At 52.2% G+C, this 17,102-nt stretch carries 12 protein-coding genes; 7 read left to right on the top strand and 5 right to left on the bottom strand.

Annotated elements, in window-relative coordinates; all coding sequences use genetic code 11:
- Positions 1 to 384 precede the first annotated feature (384 nt).
- Positions 385 to 891, bottom strand: coding sequence for a flavin reductase family protein (locus KTG12_RS12690; RefSeq protein WP_005633574.1), 507 nt, complete (start codon positions 889 to 891; stop codon positions 385 to 387).
- Positions 892 to 1,036: 145 nt separating this feature from the next.
- Here KTG12_RS12690 and KTG12_RS12685 point away from each other — a divergent pair, with 145 nt between their 5' ends.
- Complete coding sequence (locus KTG12_RS12685; protein ID WP_155144173.1) at positions 1,037 to 2,437, top strand: sodium:alanine symporter family protein; 1,401 nt, start codon at positions 1,037 to 1,039, stop codon at positions 2,435 to 2,437.
- 7 nt (positions 2,438 to 2,444) lie between these two features.
- Here the strand turns inward: KTG12_RS12685 and KTG12_RS12680 are convergent, their stop codons facing one another.
- Complete coding sequence (locus KTG12_RS12680; protein WP_155144175.1) at positions 2,445 to 3,671, bottom strand: pitrilysin family protein; 1,227 nt, start codon at positions 3,669 to 3,671, stop codon at positions 2,445 to 2,447.
- Between the two features lie 124 nt (positions 3,672 to 3,795).
- Here KTG12_RS12680 and KTG12_RS12675 point away from each other — a divergent pair, with 124 nt between their 5' ends.
- The 4 genes from KTG12_RS12675 to KTG12_RS12660 all read left to right on the top strand — a co-directional run bounded on the left by KTG12_RS12675 (position 3,796) and on the right by KTG12_RS12660 (position 8,383).
- Positions 3,796 to 4,413: an SIS domain-containing protein gene (locus KTG12_RS12675; protein ID WP_005633581.1), complete on the top strand. Its 618-nt coding sequence runs from the start codon at positions 3,796 to 3,798 to the stop codon at positions 4,411 to 4,413.
- Positions 4,414 to 4,418: 5 nt separating this feature from the next.
- On the top strand, positions 4,419 to 5,348 hold the full coding sequence (locus KTG12_RS12670; RefSeq protein ID WP_022322799.1) for a carbohydrate kinase: 930 nt from the start codon (positions 4,419 to 4,421) through the stop codon (positions 5,346 to 5,348).
- Between the two features lie 78 nt (positions 5,349 to 5,426).
- A complete protein-coding gene (locus KTG12_RS12665) occupies positions 5,427 to 6,491 on the top strand; it encodes a tyrosine-protein phosphatase (RefSeq protein ID WP_022322798.1) in 1,065 nt (354 codons plus the stop codon).
- 125 nt (positions 6,492 to 6,616) lie between these two features.
- Positions 6,617 to 8,383 carry a DEAD/DEAH box helicase gene (locus KTG12_RS12660; RefSeq protein WP_005645027.1) on the top strand — a complete coding sequence of 589 codons (1,767 nt, stop codon included), beginning with the start codon at positions 6,617 to 6,619 and terminating at the stop codon, positions 8,381 to 8,383.
- Between the two features lie 44 nt (positions 8,384 to 8,427).
- On the opposite strand, the gene KTG12_RS12655 is transcribed toward KTG12_RS12660, so the two are convergent.
- The gene (locus KTG12_RS12655) at positions 8,428 to 8,766 is read right to left on the bottom strand and encodes a hypothetical protein (RefSeq protein ID WP_005633594.1); all 339 of its coding nucleotides are present in this window, start codon (positions 8,764 to 8,766) and stop codon (positions 8,428 to 8,430) included.
- A gap of 571 nt (positions 8,767 to 9,337) precedes the next feature.
- Positions 9,338 to 10,912, bottom strand: coding sequence for a beta-N-acetylhexosaminidase (locus KTG12_RS12650; RefSeq protein WP_005633600.1), 1,575 nt, complete (start codon positions 10,910 to 10,912; stop codon positions 9,338 to 9,340).
- Positions 10,913 to 11,039: 127 nt separating this feature from the next.
- Between KTG12_RS12650 and KTG12_RS12645 the strand changes: the two genes are divergently transcribed.
- Both KTG12_RS12645 and KTG12_RS12640 read left to right on the top strand, forming a co-directional pair.
- The gene (locus KTG12_RS12645; RefSeq protein ID WP_005633602.1) at positions 11,040 to 12,650 is read left to right on the top strand and encodes a dipeptidase; all 1,611 of its coding nucleotides are present in this window, start codon (positions 11,040 to 11,042) and stop codon (positions 12,648 to 12,650) included.
- Between the two features lie 84 nt (positions 12,651 to 12,734).
- Positions 12,735 to 13,904, top strand: a complete 1,170-nt coding sequence (locus KTG12_RS12640) for an aminopeptidase C (RefSeq protein WP_122121676.1) — start codon at positions 12,735 to 12,737, stop codon at positions 13,902 to 13,904.
- A 175-nt stretch (positions 13,905 to 14,079) separates the two neighbouring features.
- Here KTG12_RS12640 and KTG12_RS12635 read toward each other — a convergent pair whose 3' ends face one another.
- Complete coding sequence (locus KTG12_RS12635) at positions 14,080 to 17,079, bottom strand: glycoside hydrolase family 2 protein (RefSeq protein WP_138272562.1); 3,000 nt, start codon at positions 17,077 to 17,079, stop codon at positions 14,080 to 14,082.
- Positions 17,080 to 17,102 lie beyond the last annotated feature (23 nt).

Here is a 17,102-nt window from a genome sequence, read left to right as displayed (position 1 = left end):
ACATTCAGACTATCAAAAGCATTTCAAAAACACCTCCCGCCAACCGTCCAATTTTTTGACGCCCAACCGTCCAACTTTTTGACACAGGTGTCCTCCTGTCGCTCATCGAAGCATGACAAGTGCCAAATGCAACACACAAAAACAAGCTTTACCCCTCATCCCTGAGACATAAAGCCTAAACACGTAAATCAGTTATTATAAAAAACGAAGCAGTGTTATTTATTGTGTCTATAAGTATACTCTTTTTATTTTCCGCGGGCAAAGGAAAAGCATACATATTGCAAAGATATGACAAGAGAAAGACAATTTAATTGAAAATAGAGAACCATGGTTTATCTGAAGCAAATCAAACTAATCAATCCGGATATCCATACGAACGGGAGATCATCTCTCCCAAGCATTTAAGATTTCCGCCACATAGACGTTATGCGGATTCCCTGCCATTGCGCTGTACCATTTCTCGTATAAGGCAGGATCAACAAAATGATCCTTATCCATCTTAGTCACGTAAAGGGTTTTGCATTCGAGCGTCAGGCGCGATTCCTCGAAACAAGGATTACCCAGATCGGTAAAATAAGGCGTCAAACCTGTCGCTGCCACCTTGTCGATATCCCGTCCCGATTTCGCCCCGCAAATCTTATGGGCAGTCTTATGCTCTTCTCCTAAAAAGGACAGCGTGAAAGCTCCCTTCGCATCGACAAACTCGCGGGTATAACGTTCCGGACGGATAAAGACGAACACTACCGGCTTGTTCCACAGGAAGCCTACGCCCCCCCAACTCGCCGTCATCATGTTGAACTTGTCCTTGTCGCCGGCGCTTACCAGCATCCACTCTTTTCCGATGATCTCTATAAAATTGTCTTTGACCAGACTCGGTTCTATTGCCTTCATAATTTCACACCTTAGTTAATAATCTTTCAAAGATACGAAAATATTTATTTGTGTGTGCAAAATTTAATATTCTTGTCCATACAGAATATTTTCTTTAGGTTTGCATCTCAATATTCACGTAATTATCAAGACGATAAACTGCCAAATGGAAATACTGAACAACTGGATCAGCGGGATTAACGACCTCCTATGGTCGTATGTTTTAATTATCATGCTGTTAGGATGCGCCTTCCGGTTCACTTTCAAAACCCGTTTCGTCCAGTTCCGTATGTTCCGGGAGATGATACGTGTGCTCGGTGACTCCACCAACAAAGCCCATGAAGGTGAAAAGCACATCTCATCCTTCCAGGCATTCGCTGTATCGCTTGCCAGCCGTGTCGGGACAGGCAACCTGGCGGGAGTAGCCACAGCCATAGCCGTAGGAGGTCCGGGAGCAGTGTTCTGGATGTGGACCATCGCCCTGTTAGGTTCGGCCAGCGCTTTCGTCGAATCTACACTCGCACAGCTTTACAAACGGAAAGGAAAAGAATCCTTCATCGGGGGGCCTGCCTACTATATGCGATACGGATTGGGACTGAACTGGATGGGCATACTGTTCGCCATCTTGATCTCCGTCACCTTCGGTTTCGCGTTCAACTCGGTACAAAGCAACACGATTTGCGCCGCCATGCAAGGCTCGTTCGGTTTCGATCCGAGGATCGTAGGTGCGGTACTGACCGTACTGACACTTACCATTATCTTCGGAGGAATCCAGCGAATAGCCAAAGTCAGCAGCGTGATCGTCCCCGTAATGGCATTGGGATACGTGGCGCTCGCCTCGGGGATCGTACTGTTCAATATCACGGAACTGCCGGCCGTCATCAAACTGATCGTAAGCAGCGCTTTCGGATGGGAACAGGCGGCAGGCGGTACGATCGGCGCCGCTCTGATGCAAGGGATCAAGCGCGGCCTGTTCAGCAACGAGGCAGGTATGGGATCGGCTCCGAACGTAGCGGCCACGGCATCCGTCACACATCCGGTCAAACAGGGATTGATCCAGACTCTGGGTGTTTTCACCGACACCCTGCTGATCTGTACCTGCACGGCTTTTATCATCCTGTTCAGCGGGGCGCCGTTGGACGGTTCGGTAAACGGGGTACAACTGACACAGCATGCCCTGACGCTCGAAGTGGGAAAAGCCGGAGGGATATTCGTTGCCGTAGCGATCTTCCTGTTCGCTTTCAGCAGCATTATCGGGAACTACTATTACGGGGAAGCGAACATTCGTTTCATCACACCGAAAAAAAGTGTGCTCTATATCTACCGTCTGGCGGTCGGCGGTATGGTGATGTTCGGGGCGCTAGCAAGTCTGGAACTCGCCTGGAGCCTGGCGGATATCACGATGGCTTTCATGACGATCTGCAACCTGTTCGCCATCTCGTTGCTGAGCAAACAGGCCTTCCTGCTGCTGCACGATTACATTGCTCAAAAACGTAGCGGGATCAAGAACCCTGTGTTCGACAAGAACAAGCTGCCGGAACTGAAGGACAAGGCGGAATGCTGGTAAGCGCTTCTTATTGGTAGATCAGACTGAACAACCGTTCAGGTGCAAAGATCTCGTTGGCGACCTCTCGTATCTCTCCGGCGGTCAGCTTCTCCACCTTGGCGAAGACTTCCGGCAGGGTGTCGTAGCGGTTATAATGGAGAAAGCTCTTACCCAGCCCCAAAAACAGGCCTTCCCGATTATCGCCGGAGACGCCCAATTGTCCGATCACCTGCTTCTTGGCCGCCGCCAACTGGGTTGCGGTCAGCTTCACCTCACGCAGCTTCGCCAGTTCCTTGTAAACAAGCCTGATCGCCTTCTCCTTGTTCTTCGGATCAGTCCCGAAGTAGATGCTTGCCAGCCCCGTATCGGTATAAGAAGTCACGTTCGATTCGACGTTATAGACAAGCCCGTTCTTTTCCCGGAGAGAGACATTCAAACGGTTGTTCATGCCCGGTCCTCCCAAGAGGTTATTCAGCAAGAACAACGGCAGGCGTTTCTCATCGTGCATGCTGTATGCCCGTCCCCCGATCAGCACATGCGCCTGATGGGTATCCTTGTGTATCTGGCGGCTGACGGGAAGGAGCTCGCCGGGTGCCGTCCGGTTACGTGCCGCCAACGGGAAAGCGATATCCGACAGGGTGCTTTCCGCCATCTGCACGATCTTCTTGAACGGAATCCGGCCCATCGAGAAGAACACCATGTTTTCGGGGGCATAGAACCGCCTCATAAACGACTTGCCGGACTCGCTGCCGAAACCGAGCAGCGACTGCTCGTCTCCCAAGATGTTATGTCCCAACGCATGTCCGTCGAACAGCAAATTCTCGAATTCATCGAAGATCAGTTCCGAAGGGCTGTCCTCGTATGAATTGATTTCGTCCAGGATCACATCCACCTCCTTCTCGATCTCCTGCTCCGGGAACTGCGAATGGAACACCAGGTCGGACAGCAGTTCGAAAGCTCTCCGGAAATGCTCTTCCATAAAAATAGAATAGACGAAAGTCTCCTCCTTTGTGGTATAGGCGTTCAGCTCCCCTCCCACATTCTCCATCCGATTCAGGATATGCCAGGACTTACGCTTTTCCGTCCCCTTGAATATCATGTGTTCGACAAAGTGAGCCAAGCCAAATTCATCCATTTCCTCATCCCGTGTCCCGGCATTCACGGCAAACCCGCAATACGACACCGGGGATGCAGAAGGAAGATGTACGATACGCAAACCGTTTGGTAAAATATGTGAGAAGTAATCTTTTTCCATGATCCATTCATTAGGAGGCACAAAAGTACAAAAATATAGGTCATTCCATGTGCAGGTATCATTAAAATAGATACTTTTGCACTTTGTTAAGTTCATAACACCATATAGAATCATTTTAAAGGCTATGATAAACGAAGCAATCTCATCCATTCTGCAACAGGAAGCTGAAGCAGTACGCAATATTCCGATAACCGACGGCTATGAAGAGGCTGTGACACTCATTGTGAAACATGTACACGAACTCGGAGGGAATCTGATCACCAGCGGTATGGGAAAAGCAGGACAGATCGCCATGAACATCGCGACCACCTTCTGTTCGACCGGCACGCCCGCCTACTTCCTGCATCCCAGCGAAGCACAACACGGCGACCTCGGCATCGTCCGCAAGAACGATGTCATGCTGCTCATCTCCAACTCCGGCAAGACACGCGAACTGCTCGAACTGGTGGAGCTGACACGCGGTCTCGTACCGGAGATGCAGTTTATCGTTATCACCGGCAACCCCGACAGCCCGCTGGCAGCCGAAGCGACGATCTGCCTGCCGACCGGTGCGCCGAAAGAAGTGTGTCCTTTAGGCCTCACCCCCACCACATCGACCACGGTCATGACGGTGATAGGCGACCTGTTGGTAGTCGGCACCATGAAACGCATCAACTTCGGCTATCCCGACTATGCCAAACGGCATCACGGCGGTTACCTGGGTTCGAAAAGCCGCGAACAGTGTAAAACCGTAAACAAATAAAGAGCATGAGGAAGGTAATCGGCATCGGGGAAACCATTCTCGACATCATCTTCAGGAACAACCGACCCCATACGGCAGTGCCCGGCGGATCGACCTTCAACGGCCTCATCTCGTTAGGACGCCTGGGTGTACCTGTCTCTTTCATCAGCGAAGTGGGAAACGACCATGTCGGCGACATCATACGCGACTTCATGAAGGAAAACAACATTTCCACCCGCTACGTCGACCGTTTCCCGGATGGCAAAAGCCCGATTTCGCTCGCGTTCCTGGACAACGACAGCAATGCCGACTACACTTTCTACAAGGATTATCCGAAGCAACGCCTCGACGTGCCCCTGCCGGAGATCAACGAAGACGACATCTTCATCTACGGCTCCTATTACTCACTGAACCCGGCGCTTAGGGAACGGATGGTGGAATTTCTCGACTATGCACGCCAGCGCAAGGCGATCCTCTACTACGACCCGAATTTCCGCAAGGCGCACGCCCATGAAGCGATACACCTCGCCCCTACATTGCTCGAAAACTTCGAATATGCCAATATCATACGCGGCTCGGACGAGGACTTCCTCAATATCTTCGGGGAGGCCGACAGTGAAAAAGTCTACACCGACCATATCCGTTTCTACTGCGACCGTTTCATCACCACTCACGGAGCCGGAGGCGTGAACCTCTACCACGGCGACCTGCGCCTTCATTTTGACTCGCCCTCCATCCGCCCGGTCAGTACGATCGGAGCCGGCGACAACTTCAATGCTGGCATCCTCTACGGTCTGTTAAAAAATAATGTCCGTCACCGTGACCTCGCCACCCTCCCGAAAGAGACATGGGCGAATATCATCCGGTGCGGGATCGATCTGGCAACCGAGGTTTGCCGCAGCTACGACAATTACATTTCTAAAGAATTCGCAACCTCCTACCTCTCCCAGTCTTAAATATCATTAACCAGGAAGATAAAGGGGTATAAAGACACGTGTTTTTCACTATCTTTGCTTTGCATGAGTAGTAGAAGTATGATATTGAAACGGATTCTTTTCTTGTTCACCAGTGTGGCCTTATTGGCAGGATGCAGCTCCGGCAGAGCACCTGAAATTCGTGCCATATGCCTGCGTGACGACATCGGCAACTATATTATCAAATGGGAAACAGACCCCCATACCGACGGGACGATGAAACTTTATGTATCCGACACCCCCAACTCCTTCGACATGTCGCGACCGTGCAGCTATGCCGACATCAATGACGGGAGAGTGACCTACATCACGAACGACAACATCACCCGCAAATATTTCCTACTGTCTTTCAACGACAAATATTACCGCACTGTCGGCGCCCGCTCGGTACAGATGGACAGCGTCCAGAACCTGCGCGACATAGGAGGCTACTTCAGCGAACACGGGAACCGTATGACCGGCTGGGGCAAGATATTCCGCTCGGGCGAGCTCAAGGCACTTAGCCGCAACGACACGATCCGGCTGGATAACCTGAAGATCAAAACTGTCATCGACCTACGGGGAGAAGACGAAATAGCCCTCGCTCCGGAAAAATATGCAGGGGCGAACATCATCTCCATCCCGATCCCGGTAAAAGGCAAAGAACAGATCACCCGACGCCTGGAAGAAGGACGCATACGCAAAGGCGACGGGCTCGTGTATATGCAGGACACCTATATCAGCTATGTGACGGACAACAGCGAACAATTCGGCAAAGCCCTGAAAGTCTTTCTCGACAAGGACAACTACCCGATCCTCGTGAACTGCTCGATGGGAAAAGACCGTGCCGGCTTCCTGACGGCCATGCTGCTGATAGCCCTCGATGTGCCGGAAGAAACGATCATGAAAGACTATATGGCTTCCAACAACCACATAGACCTGCGCAGCCTTGCCTATATGGCACGCAACCTCAATACGGACGCCCAGGAAACCATCACCGTGCTGCTCGGTGCAAACGAGACATGGCTGGATCTGGCCTTCCATAAAATAAAGAAAGAATATGGTTCGACCGACAAATATCTGTCGAAAGGATTGCATCTCACGGAAAAAGAGCGCGATACATTAAAAGATATCATACTAAACTAACCGGTATCCAAATTATTTGCGTACCTTTGTCCCCACTCTGAATTTATTATATATACATATATCACATTTTGAAAACATTTGAAGAATTAGGAGTTGCCGCACCAATACTGAAGGCAATTCAAGAAATGGGCTACGAATCGCCCATGCCGGTACAGGAGGAAGTGATTCCTTTCCTACTGGGAGATGACAACGACGTAATTGCATTAGCACAAACAGGTACGGGAAAGACAGCCGCTTTCGGCCTTCCGATCCTGCAAAAAATCGATGTGACTACATACCACCCCCAAGCACTCGTACTCTGTCCCACTCGGGAGCTATGTTTACAGATCGCCGACGACCTGAACGACTACTCCAAGTATATCGACAACCTGAAGGTCCTCCCGGTGTACGGAGGTTCCAGCATCGAGAGTCAGATCAAGACGCTGAAGCGTGGCGTGCACGTGGTCGTAGCCACTCCGGGACGCCTCCTGGACCTGATGAACCGCAAGACGGTAGACCTCAGCCTGGTGAAGAACGTCATCATGGACGAGGCGGACGAGATGCTGAACATGGGGTTCACCGACAGCATCAACGCCATCCTCGCCGAAGTGCCGGAGAACCGCAACATGCTGCTCTTCTCGGCCACCATGCCGAAAGAGATCGCCAACATCACGAAGAAGTACATGAAGAATCCGAAGGAGATCGTGATCGGCAACAAGAACGAAGGAAACAAGAACATCCGCGATATCTATTATATGGTACAGGCACGCGACAAGTACCTGGCTCTGAAACGCATCGCCGACTTCTACCCGAACATCTACGGCATCGTCTTCTGCCGTACCCGCAAAGAGACGCAGGAGATCGCCGACAAACTGATACAGGACGGCTACAACGCCGACTCGCTGCACGGCGAACTGAGCCAGGCGCAGCGCGACTACGTGATGCAGAAGTTCCGCGTCAAAAACATCCAACTCTTAGTTGCTACCGATGTGGCTGCCCGCGGCCTGGATGTGGACGATCTGACACACGTGATCAACTACGGCCTGCCCGATGAAGTGGAATCCTACACGCACCGCCGTGGCCGTACGGGCCGTGCGGGAAAGACGGGTATCTCCATCTCCATCTGCCACGTGAAGGAGAAAGGCAAAATCCGCGAGATCGAAAGGATCATCAACAAGAAATTCGAGAAAGGCGAAATGCCTACCGGACATGCTATCTGCGAAAAGCAGCTTTTCAACCTCGTCGACCAGATCGAAAAGGTGAAGGTGAACGAGGAGGAGATCGCCTCCCTGATGCCCCAAATCTACCGCAAGTTGGAATGGCTGGACAAGGAAGACATCATCAAACGTGTCGTTTCGCTCGAATTCAACCGTATGATCGATTACTACAAGGATGCCGACGAGATCCAGCAGGTAGACGAACGTTCCTCTCGCAGCGAACGGGGCGAACGCCGTGCACATGCGGCCGAAGAGGGCTATTCGCGTTTCTTCCTCAACTTCGGCAAGGCCGACGGCCTATATCCGAACCAGCTGATCGAACTGGTCAACAAATGTGTGCCGGGCAAGGTGCGCATCGGCAAGATCGACCTGCGCGAAAACTTCTCTTTCTTCGAAGTGGAAGAGGGTGAAGCCCAGCGCGTGATGGACAGCATGAACGGGTTCGAAGTGGACGGACGGCGCATCTCCGTCGAACCTGCACAGGGCAAAAAAGAAGAAGGCGGACGCGGTGGCAAACGCAGTTACGGCGGACGGCGCAGCGATGACGGCTACAAAGGCAAACGGGGTTCCAAAGACAGTGGACGCCGGGGTGGAGACCGTTCGGACCGCACCTTCCGCAAAGACGAACGCGACAGCGACCGCCCGTGGAAACGGACTGCCGCCGCACGCGACGCTCGTAAGAAAAGACGTTTCTAATCCTCCTCCCTCACGCTAACAGAAACAGGAGACCGCAGCATACATCAGCAACCCCCAGCCGGCAACGACGGGGAGTTGCTGTTTTTGTTTCCGCTTCCCGTCATGTCTCTCTCCGTATCCCCGTACCCCGAGAGTGTCAACAGGGCTCCCAAACACCCCAACACGACCTCCGAACGGCCCTCCCACAAAGCCAGCAGGCCCAATACCATCAGGTACAAGCGAAGGCAATGCGGGTTGCACAATCGCTGATGACTGATGATTTGATGATTCATTACTTCTTTCCCTTGCCGGGGGATGCCCCGGCAAGGGAAAGACATCATTTGTATCTTCATGCCACCATCTTCGTCAATACGCAAATCGCAGAGGAACGGCGCAATTATCATCCGTTACCGGAATTGTTGCGTAAGTTGTCAGTAACTCACTATATAATAGTGTATTTCGCTATTCTTCCCAAGCTCCGATACCACCAATTATGCAGGATGACGAATCGGTAACGTAGCAAAGTCTTAACTTGGTTCAGACTTAACTTTTCCCGTCATCTGGTTACAGAAACTATTTTCTCAAAAGCCTATTTCTCAATAACTTTGCTCTACTTTTCCATATCTCGCCGATTATTGCTAACTTTGTTATATAATTATGACGAATTTAAACGTACGTTTTTTTGTCATTTTGAAAAAGCCTCCTATCTTATTTATTCCCAATAATATACAAGCAAAAGCAGGACAAAAGCTACCCCTAAAAACAGGGCAGAAAATGAACTTTCCACCAGTAGATAAAAGACTTTACTATATATATTGTAATCAATTGTTTAGAGACATTTTCCGGCAAGCCCCGACCTGTCCCTTTTTTGCACTTTTTCCAAAAAGGAGGGTAAACCCCACAGAGGAACTGGAAAAGCCGGATATTTATTCATCCGTCTGCTGAAGCAGACAGCAAAAGACAGTGCTTTATATCTTATCCATTCTTCAACACATCGTCCTTGTCCGGTGCACTGGGTTCGGGTGTAGATTCGGGGTTGAAGGGGTTGAAGTAGTAGATGCCTTTTTCACCGAGGAATCGCAGGAAGTAAGGGAGCTTCTGCATAAAGAGGCTGCATTCCTTCGACTTGGCAGGAGTCCAGGCGGATTCGGCGACAGCTACCAGGCGGGGGAAAGTCATATAGTCCAGACGCTTGGCATCAGCGACCCGTTCCGTCCAAAGGGAGAACTGGAGGCCCATCACCTGGTCTTCATAATCGCGTGTCAGATGGATGATCGGTTCAGGGAAACGGTAGATGTCCTCGATCGTGTTGTAACCGCCCCACACACGGCCCACCTTATGGCCGCCGTACTGGACGAAGTCGGCATACAACGGACGGCGCGGGGTCATAATCACCCGGTAGCCGTTTTCGAGCGCCTTCACCAACTGGTGTTTGCGGTCGTGGCGCCACCACATGATGACAGCCTTGTCGGGAGAGACACCGGCATCGATCATCTCGTCCCAGCCGATCATCGTCTTGCCCTTGGAAGCCACGATATCGGCAGCACGGCGGATAAAATACTGTTCCAGGCCCGTTTCGTTGCCTAAGTTCTTATCTTTGATAAACTGCTGGATTTCGGGATCGGTGAACCAACTTTGGTTGCCGTAGTGCACCTCGTCGCCTCCGATATGGATATAGGGAGACGGGAACAGGGCGACGATCTCGTCGAGCACGTTGCTGATAAACTCGAACGTCTCTTCCTTGCAGGGATGGAACGTGAAATGCTGCCATTTGCCCTCGCCTCCGCCGGAGATTTCAGGATAGGAACGGCAGACAGCAGTAGCATGGCCCGGCATGTCGAATTCGGGAACGACCATGATGTGGCGATCGGCTGCATAGGCAACGATCTCCTTGATCTCTTCCTGGGTGTAGAACGTAGCGGGTGCTTTCGGGTCGTGCCAGTTGCCGACAGCTCCTTCGGTGGTCAGCTTCGGATAACGCTTGATCTCGATGCGCCAGCCCGGTTCGTCGGTCAGGTGCCAGTGGAAGACGTTCAGGCGAAGGGACGCCATGATATCCAGATATTGTTTTACCTTCTCTTTACCGAAGAAGTGGCGGCTCTCGTCGAGCATGAAACCGCGCCAGCCGTAGCGGGGCTGATCTTGTATCTTACAGGCACGCACGTTACCTTTGCCGAAACGGGAAAGTTGCAGAAGGGCTTCCTTCGCATAGAACAGGCCGGCTTCGGAAGAGGCTTGCAGCAGGATGCTGTTCGGTTCGACGACAAGCGTATAGGCTTCATCGGCCATCTTGCAATCGTTTGTCAGTTCCAGACGGATGGTTCCACTGGCGGGTGACGATTGCAAACCGGCTTCTTTCAACTCGGTTTGCAGTCCGGCGGCTAACTTGTCGGCATATCCGCCATTGCCTTGTACCTGGAGATTCTTTCCTATGACAAAAGAGCCTTTCCCGTTCTGCACCTTTGCGGGGGTCGGGAACAAAGGGTGTTGTGCCATCATCGGCAACACAAATAGGAGCAACAGGGTGCTCAGATAAATCAGTTTTCTCATGGCATATTTATATTTAATTATTCCCTTTACAGGGATATTCCTCTTTTGCCAGGGGATTAAGCCCCGGCAAGGGGTAGCAAATATATGAAAATTTCATATCTTTAGCCACAAAATTAAAGACAATGCCATGAATAGACTAATTATCCTTCTTATTGTACTTATCTGTTACGGGAACAGCCTTCGGGCCCAGGAAATCGAATACTCCCGACCGGTCAACACTCCTGAAAGTTGTACAAGCATCCTGGTCGGCAAGAAAGCATCGGCCGACGGTTCGGTCATGACCAGTCACACCTGCGACGGGAACTATCGCACCTGGATGGAGATCGTCCCGGCGGCACGCTACGAGCGCGACACGACAGTCGCCATCTATAACGGCCGCATGCACACCGAATATCCTGCCGACCGCACGAATATGGAATTGAAAGGAACGATACCGGAAGCCCGCTCGACCTACCAGTTCCTGAACACCTCCTATCCTTGCCTCAACGAAAAACAGTTGGGTATCGGCGAAACGACCATCTCCGGGCGCAAAGAGCTGCAAAACAAGAAAGGGATGTTCATGATCGAAGAACTGGAAAAGATAGCTTTGCAGCGTTGCACGACGGCACGCGAAGCGATCCGGCTGATCGGACAATTGGTTGCCGAATACGGATACGGGGATTCGGGCGAATGCCTGACGATCGCCGACCCGAATGAGGTCTGGCATTTCGAGGTGTTCGGCGAGGGGCCGGACAAGATCGGGGGTGTATGGGCGGCTGTCCGCATCCCGGACGATCATGTGGGGGTATCGGCCAATATCTCGCGTATCTCGACGCTCGACCTGAAGGACAAGGATCGTTACATGGCTTCCGAAAACGTATTTTCTGTTGCTAAGAAAATGGGGTTCTGGGACGGCAAAGAGCCGTTTAAATTCTGGAAAGCCTATAGCGGAGGCAACTATTTCGGCGAACCGAAGGCATTCAGCATCCGCGAATATTTCATCCTGAACGCATTGGCTCCTTCGCTCAAACTGTCGTACGACTCGGAAGAACTGCCGATCAGCGTGAAGCCGGACAAGCCGGTTGCCGTAACGGATGTGATGGCATTGCTACGCCAGACGTATGAAGGGACGGAATGGGACATGACGAAGAATCTGAAAGTGGCTGTCAAGAACAAGGAGACGAAGGAAACGGATACGATCACAAGTCCGGCGGCTAACCCCTGGATGGGAACAGATATGCTGAATATGCTGAACGGCGTGAAGGAAGGGACGGTGACACGCAATCGCTTAGTGGCGGTTCCGCAATGTTCCTACTCGCACGTGATACAGCTTCGCAACTGGTTGCCGGATGCAGTGGGCGGCGTTGCCTGGCTGTCGTTCGACAATCCGGGGCAGAGCCCGCGTATCCCGATCTTCTCCGGTACGACCGACCTGCCGGCTGCTTTCGGTATCTGCGGACAACACCGCCACCGTGAAGATGCCATCGTCTGGAAATACCGGACGGCAAACAAACTGGCTACGGTCCGCTGGGGATTGACCAAAGAGAAGATCAACGGCGCGGTCGCCCATTTCGAGGAAAAGGGCTTATCCGAAATGCCTTTCGTGGAAAACCGCTACAAAGAGTTGCAGGACAGCAAAGGGGAAGAGACCGCACGGGCTTTCCTGACCGGCTACACGGCCGACTTCGCAGGAGCGACAATCCTGCGCTGGCAGGAGATGGCGGATGAGTTCTGGAAGATGTTCGCGAGGGGATTCTGAACAATTGACAATTGACCGATATTCATATAATAGATAATAGTTGCTTTCCAAGACACGATAATTAATAATTTAATCTTTATATACATGAAATCACTTATTCTATCTTGCATGCTGGCTTTCTCTGCTTCGGCAACGTTCGGTCAGGGGTACCAGTTTACGGAAGTGGTAACGGTTCCCGCTACCCCGGTTAAGAACCAAGCGGCAACAGGGACTTGCTGGTGCTTTGCCACTACGTCGTTTATGGAATCCGAACTGCTTCGTATGGGGAAAGGCACGTATGACCTTTCGGAGATGTTCATCGTCCGCCAGAAATATATGAACCAGTTGCAGGACAACTACCTACGTCGCGGGGACGGTAATATCGGGCAGGGCAGCCTTTCGCATACTTTCATGAATGCGTACCGCCAGGTAGGGATCGTCCCGGAAGAGGTGTACACGGGTATCAACTACGACTCCGAGAAGCATAACCACAGCGAGATGGTTCGCTACATGCACGCCATCGCCGATGTGGCAGTGAAGGCGAAACAACGCAGTCCGGAATATGACAAGCTGATTGCTAACCTGTTCGACACCTACCTGGGAAAGCTGCCGGAGAAGTTCACGTATAAAGGAAAGGAATATACGCCGAAGTCATTCGCCGAATCCTTAGGACTGAATATGGACGACTATATCGAACTGACCAGCTTCACGCACCATCCGTATTATGTGAAGTTCGACGTGGAAGTGCCGGACAACTGGGAACATTCCCTGATGTATAACCTGCCGCTCGACGAGATGATGCAAACGGTGGATTATGCCCTGAACAACGGTTATACGGTCTGCTGGGACGGAGATGTGAGCGAGAAGGGTTTCTCCTTTACGAACGGTGTCGCCATCAACCCGGAAGTGAAGAAGGTGGAAGACCTGTCGAATACGGATCGCGCACGCTTCGAGAAATTAGGGGAGAAGGAACGCTTAGAAGAGGTCTTCAAGTTCGAACGTCCCTACCCGGAAATCAACGTGACCCCGGAAGTGCGCCAGGCCGGATTCGAATCATTCGTGACCACCGACGACCACCTGATGCACCTGACCGGCATCGCCAAAGACCAGAACGGCACGAAATACTACATCACCAAGAACTCATGGGGAACCGACCGCAACAAGTTCGGCGGCTACCTGAACATGTCCGAGAGCTTCGTCCGCGCCAAAACCATCTATGTGATGGTCCATAAGGACGCGATACCGAAGGCGATCAAGGGGAAACTCCATCTTTAAACAATACGTGGAGCTGTGTCAAAACTGCCCCGTTCCCGCGCTTGACGCGGGATCGCATTAGAACTGACCCTATAAATATCTGATTAATAAGGCCTGTTCTTTTGCGACCCCGCGTCAAGCGCAGGGACAAGGCAGTTTTGACACAGTTCCATGCTATCTTCTCTTATTAATTTAATCAGAACCGAATCTTCATCTCGCCATAGCAAGGCACCACCTCCAACGTCTTGCAATAGTTGCCCCAGGCAATCTCCGGATAATCCCAACGATTATTAATGTAAAGCATCAACTGCCCGTCTCCTCTTTTGGAGGTGCGGCAAGCCAGGGATGCGTCCGATGAGCAAACCGTAAGCCCTGCTCCTCCCCCTGTAGCGGAAAGGGTATAGCGATAGATGTTCTCCTTCATACCCTTTGCCATTTGCGTCAACGGACGGTCACAGTTTGTACCGGCATCCGCCCAATAGTAATAGTTGTGCGTATCGGCCAACCAGGGTTGAGCAGGGTTCTCGCCATATCGCACTTGCTTCGGGTTATAAAGGGAAGTCTCGCCCGTGTTTCCGGCAAAAGCGCCTTCGGGGTAACAGCTCCACATACCTTTACGCTCCCATTGCAGATAGTCCAGACGTTCGGGCAGGTAGAAAGACAAGCCCGTCTCACGCAGATATCCGTTCGGCTGTCCCGCAACGACATAGCTGACATTCATTTCCCCGGCGGGAGATATCCGGATCAGGATATCCGTTTGCACATCCTGATAGAAGCCGGAGAGGGCGACTTCCACCGCTCCCTCTTTGCGGGTATAGGTCAAGCTCTGCTTCTTCCAATCGCTGTCGGAGGTCAGGAACTTCCGGGCGCTCTTACGCACTTCGGCTCCAGTCAGATGGTTCAGGTTGATGTCGAGATGCAGGAACGGGCCTTTCTCGATGATGACCTGCCCCTTGGAGGTCGCGTTGCAGATCAGGCCGGTTTCTTTGGAGAAAGGGATCTCGAAACCGTCTCCTTTAATCGTCATCATACCGGCGGTTTCCTCTACCAGCAACACACCGTTTACCGGAGATGCTTCCGAATCGGCAAGGCGAACGTGGTAATCGCTGCCCAATGAAACTTGTTCGGCATCCAATAACTCACCCGTAGCTGTATAGAAACAAATTGACAACAGTTCGCCTTCCTCCCAAGCCTCGGCAGGGATTACCAACAGTCCTTTTTGGTGAGGAGCGATGGAAGGAGCGGGAAGTTCCTTCTCCACACCTTTGTAGGTATAACGTATCTTGATCTCATCCAGGTCAGTATGGTCGAAGCAGTTGTACAACGGAAGCAACAAACGTTGTCCGGACAGGAAGGAAGCCACCTCGGTCGTCATCAGGCGGACGGGCGAATAGGCTTTCTTGGTAGCCCAGAACTCCGGTTTCTCACGGCGCCAGACATCGACGATCCCCCACTCTCCGTAGCCGACGCATTTACCCTGATAATCCTCCGGCTTGGCGGTACGGGCAAACTCTTTCCAGAAGGCAGTCCCTACTTTCGGTTCGGGCAGCATAAACGTTTCATCCACATATCCCCAGATCGCACCACCCAAGCCGCCGGGAGCATCAAAGAGGCCACTCCACATCCTTTCGATCGAATGCCCCCAGAACTCGCGGATATTCGGATCTTCCTGCAAGGTAGCGTAGGTGTAGCACGCCGGATGCGCCCATTCGTCGAACAGGGCAGGTATCCCCTCTCCCTGGAAACCATGGGTAGAGCGGTTCCATTGGTTCAGGTTTCCGTTTACATCCTGGTAGTGCATGCTCAGGATATCATAGACAGGCTCCTTCTCGCCGACCGATCCGGGATAGCTGAATATAACCGGGCGAGTCTTGTCGGTTGCCTTCACCCAATCCCAGCATTGCTGGAAGTTCGTGCCGTACACGCTTTCATTGCCGATCGACCAGAACAGAATGGAGGGATGGGAACGGAACGACTTCACCATCTCGCGGCATTGCGAGAGATAGCGGGGCGTAAACTCGGCACTGTCCTGGGTCTTGCCCGGCGCATAGTTCTTCTGCCGGTAGGTATCGACAAAGCAGACAGCCGTCTCGCTCTCCACATAGATGCCATAGCGATCGCAATACTCCAGAAAACGTTCCGTGGGAGGATAATGCGAGGTACGGACAAAGTTCATATTGGAACGTTTGAAGAGGATCACATCGAGGCTGTCCAGTTCGGCAGTCGTCGTGCGGCCGAGTGTCGGGTGGATGTCATGCCGGCAGGCTCCGCGCAACTTCACCGGCATGCCGTTCACCAACATGCGGTCTTTCTCTATCTTCACGTCACGGAAACCGATACGGCGGTCGAAACGACCGATCTCCTTTCCGTCCTTGCTGAGGGTTACGGTCAGCGTATAGAGGTTCGGATGTTCGGCATCCCACTTCAAAGGGTTCTTCACAGGCAGTTCATTCATGTTCCCGCCCTCTTTTAGGGGGAACCGGGATTGCGCCAACGGATAGCGTCTGCCGGACGGGTCGGCCAGCGTATAGGCGACTTCCGCACCTCCGACAACCGGGCTGCTGTAGCCGATCTTCAGGACGGCATCCTCGTAAGCAGCATCCAGATGTGTCTCGGCGTAGAAGTCATACAAGCAGGTTTCGGGTAATGCGAACAAGGTTACATCGCGCAGGATTCCCCCGATCGGATGATGGGCATAGCCGGAGGCATAGGAAATATCGTCCAGGCGATCCGTCACTTCGAGGCGAATCTCGTTTTTCTTTCCGGGACGGACGAAGGGGGTGACATCCGTATCCCAACGGGTAAAGCCGCCATGATGTTCGCGGACGAACGTGTCGTTCACAAACAGGCGGGCATAGCTGTAGACGCCGTCGAAACGCAGGATCGTATGCTTGCCGGCGTAATCGGCCGGGACGGTGAACGACTTCCGGTAGGTGAACGGCTTGTCGTGCTCGATGGCATAGCCCTGCATGGCAGGCTCGCCGGGGACCTGTATCTTGTCCCACTTGCTATCCGGGGAATACCGGAACTGCCAGGTTCCACTCAGCAGGACGGCAGGCGTTTCGACACCGGCCAATTCCTGCAAGACAGGATAGGAGGCTTCATCGGGAAGCCTCTCTACCTGTGCGAATGCTTTCGTTCCTGACAGCAGGAAGCTGCAACCGAAAGCGAATAGGATTGTCTTTATCTGTTTCATTTATGTGCCTATTATTACATGTG

The sequence above is a fragment of the Parabacteroides sp. MSK.9.14 genome (genome assembly GCF_019041495.1).
In the GTDB taxonomy this organism is placed as follows: Bacteria; Bacteroidota; Bacteroidia; order Bacteroidales; family Tannerellaceae; genus Parabacteroides; species Parabacteroides merdae.
The sequence above is the reverse complement of the archived record's forward strand: the minus strand, read 5'-3'. Positions and strand labels throughout refer to the sequence as shown.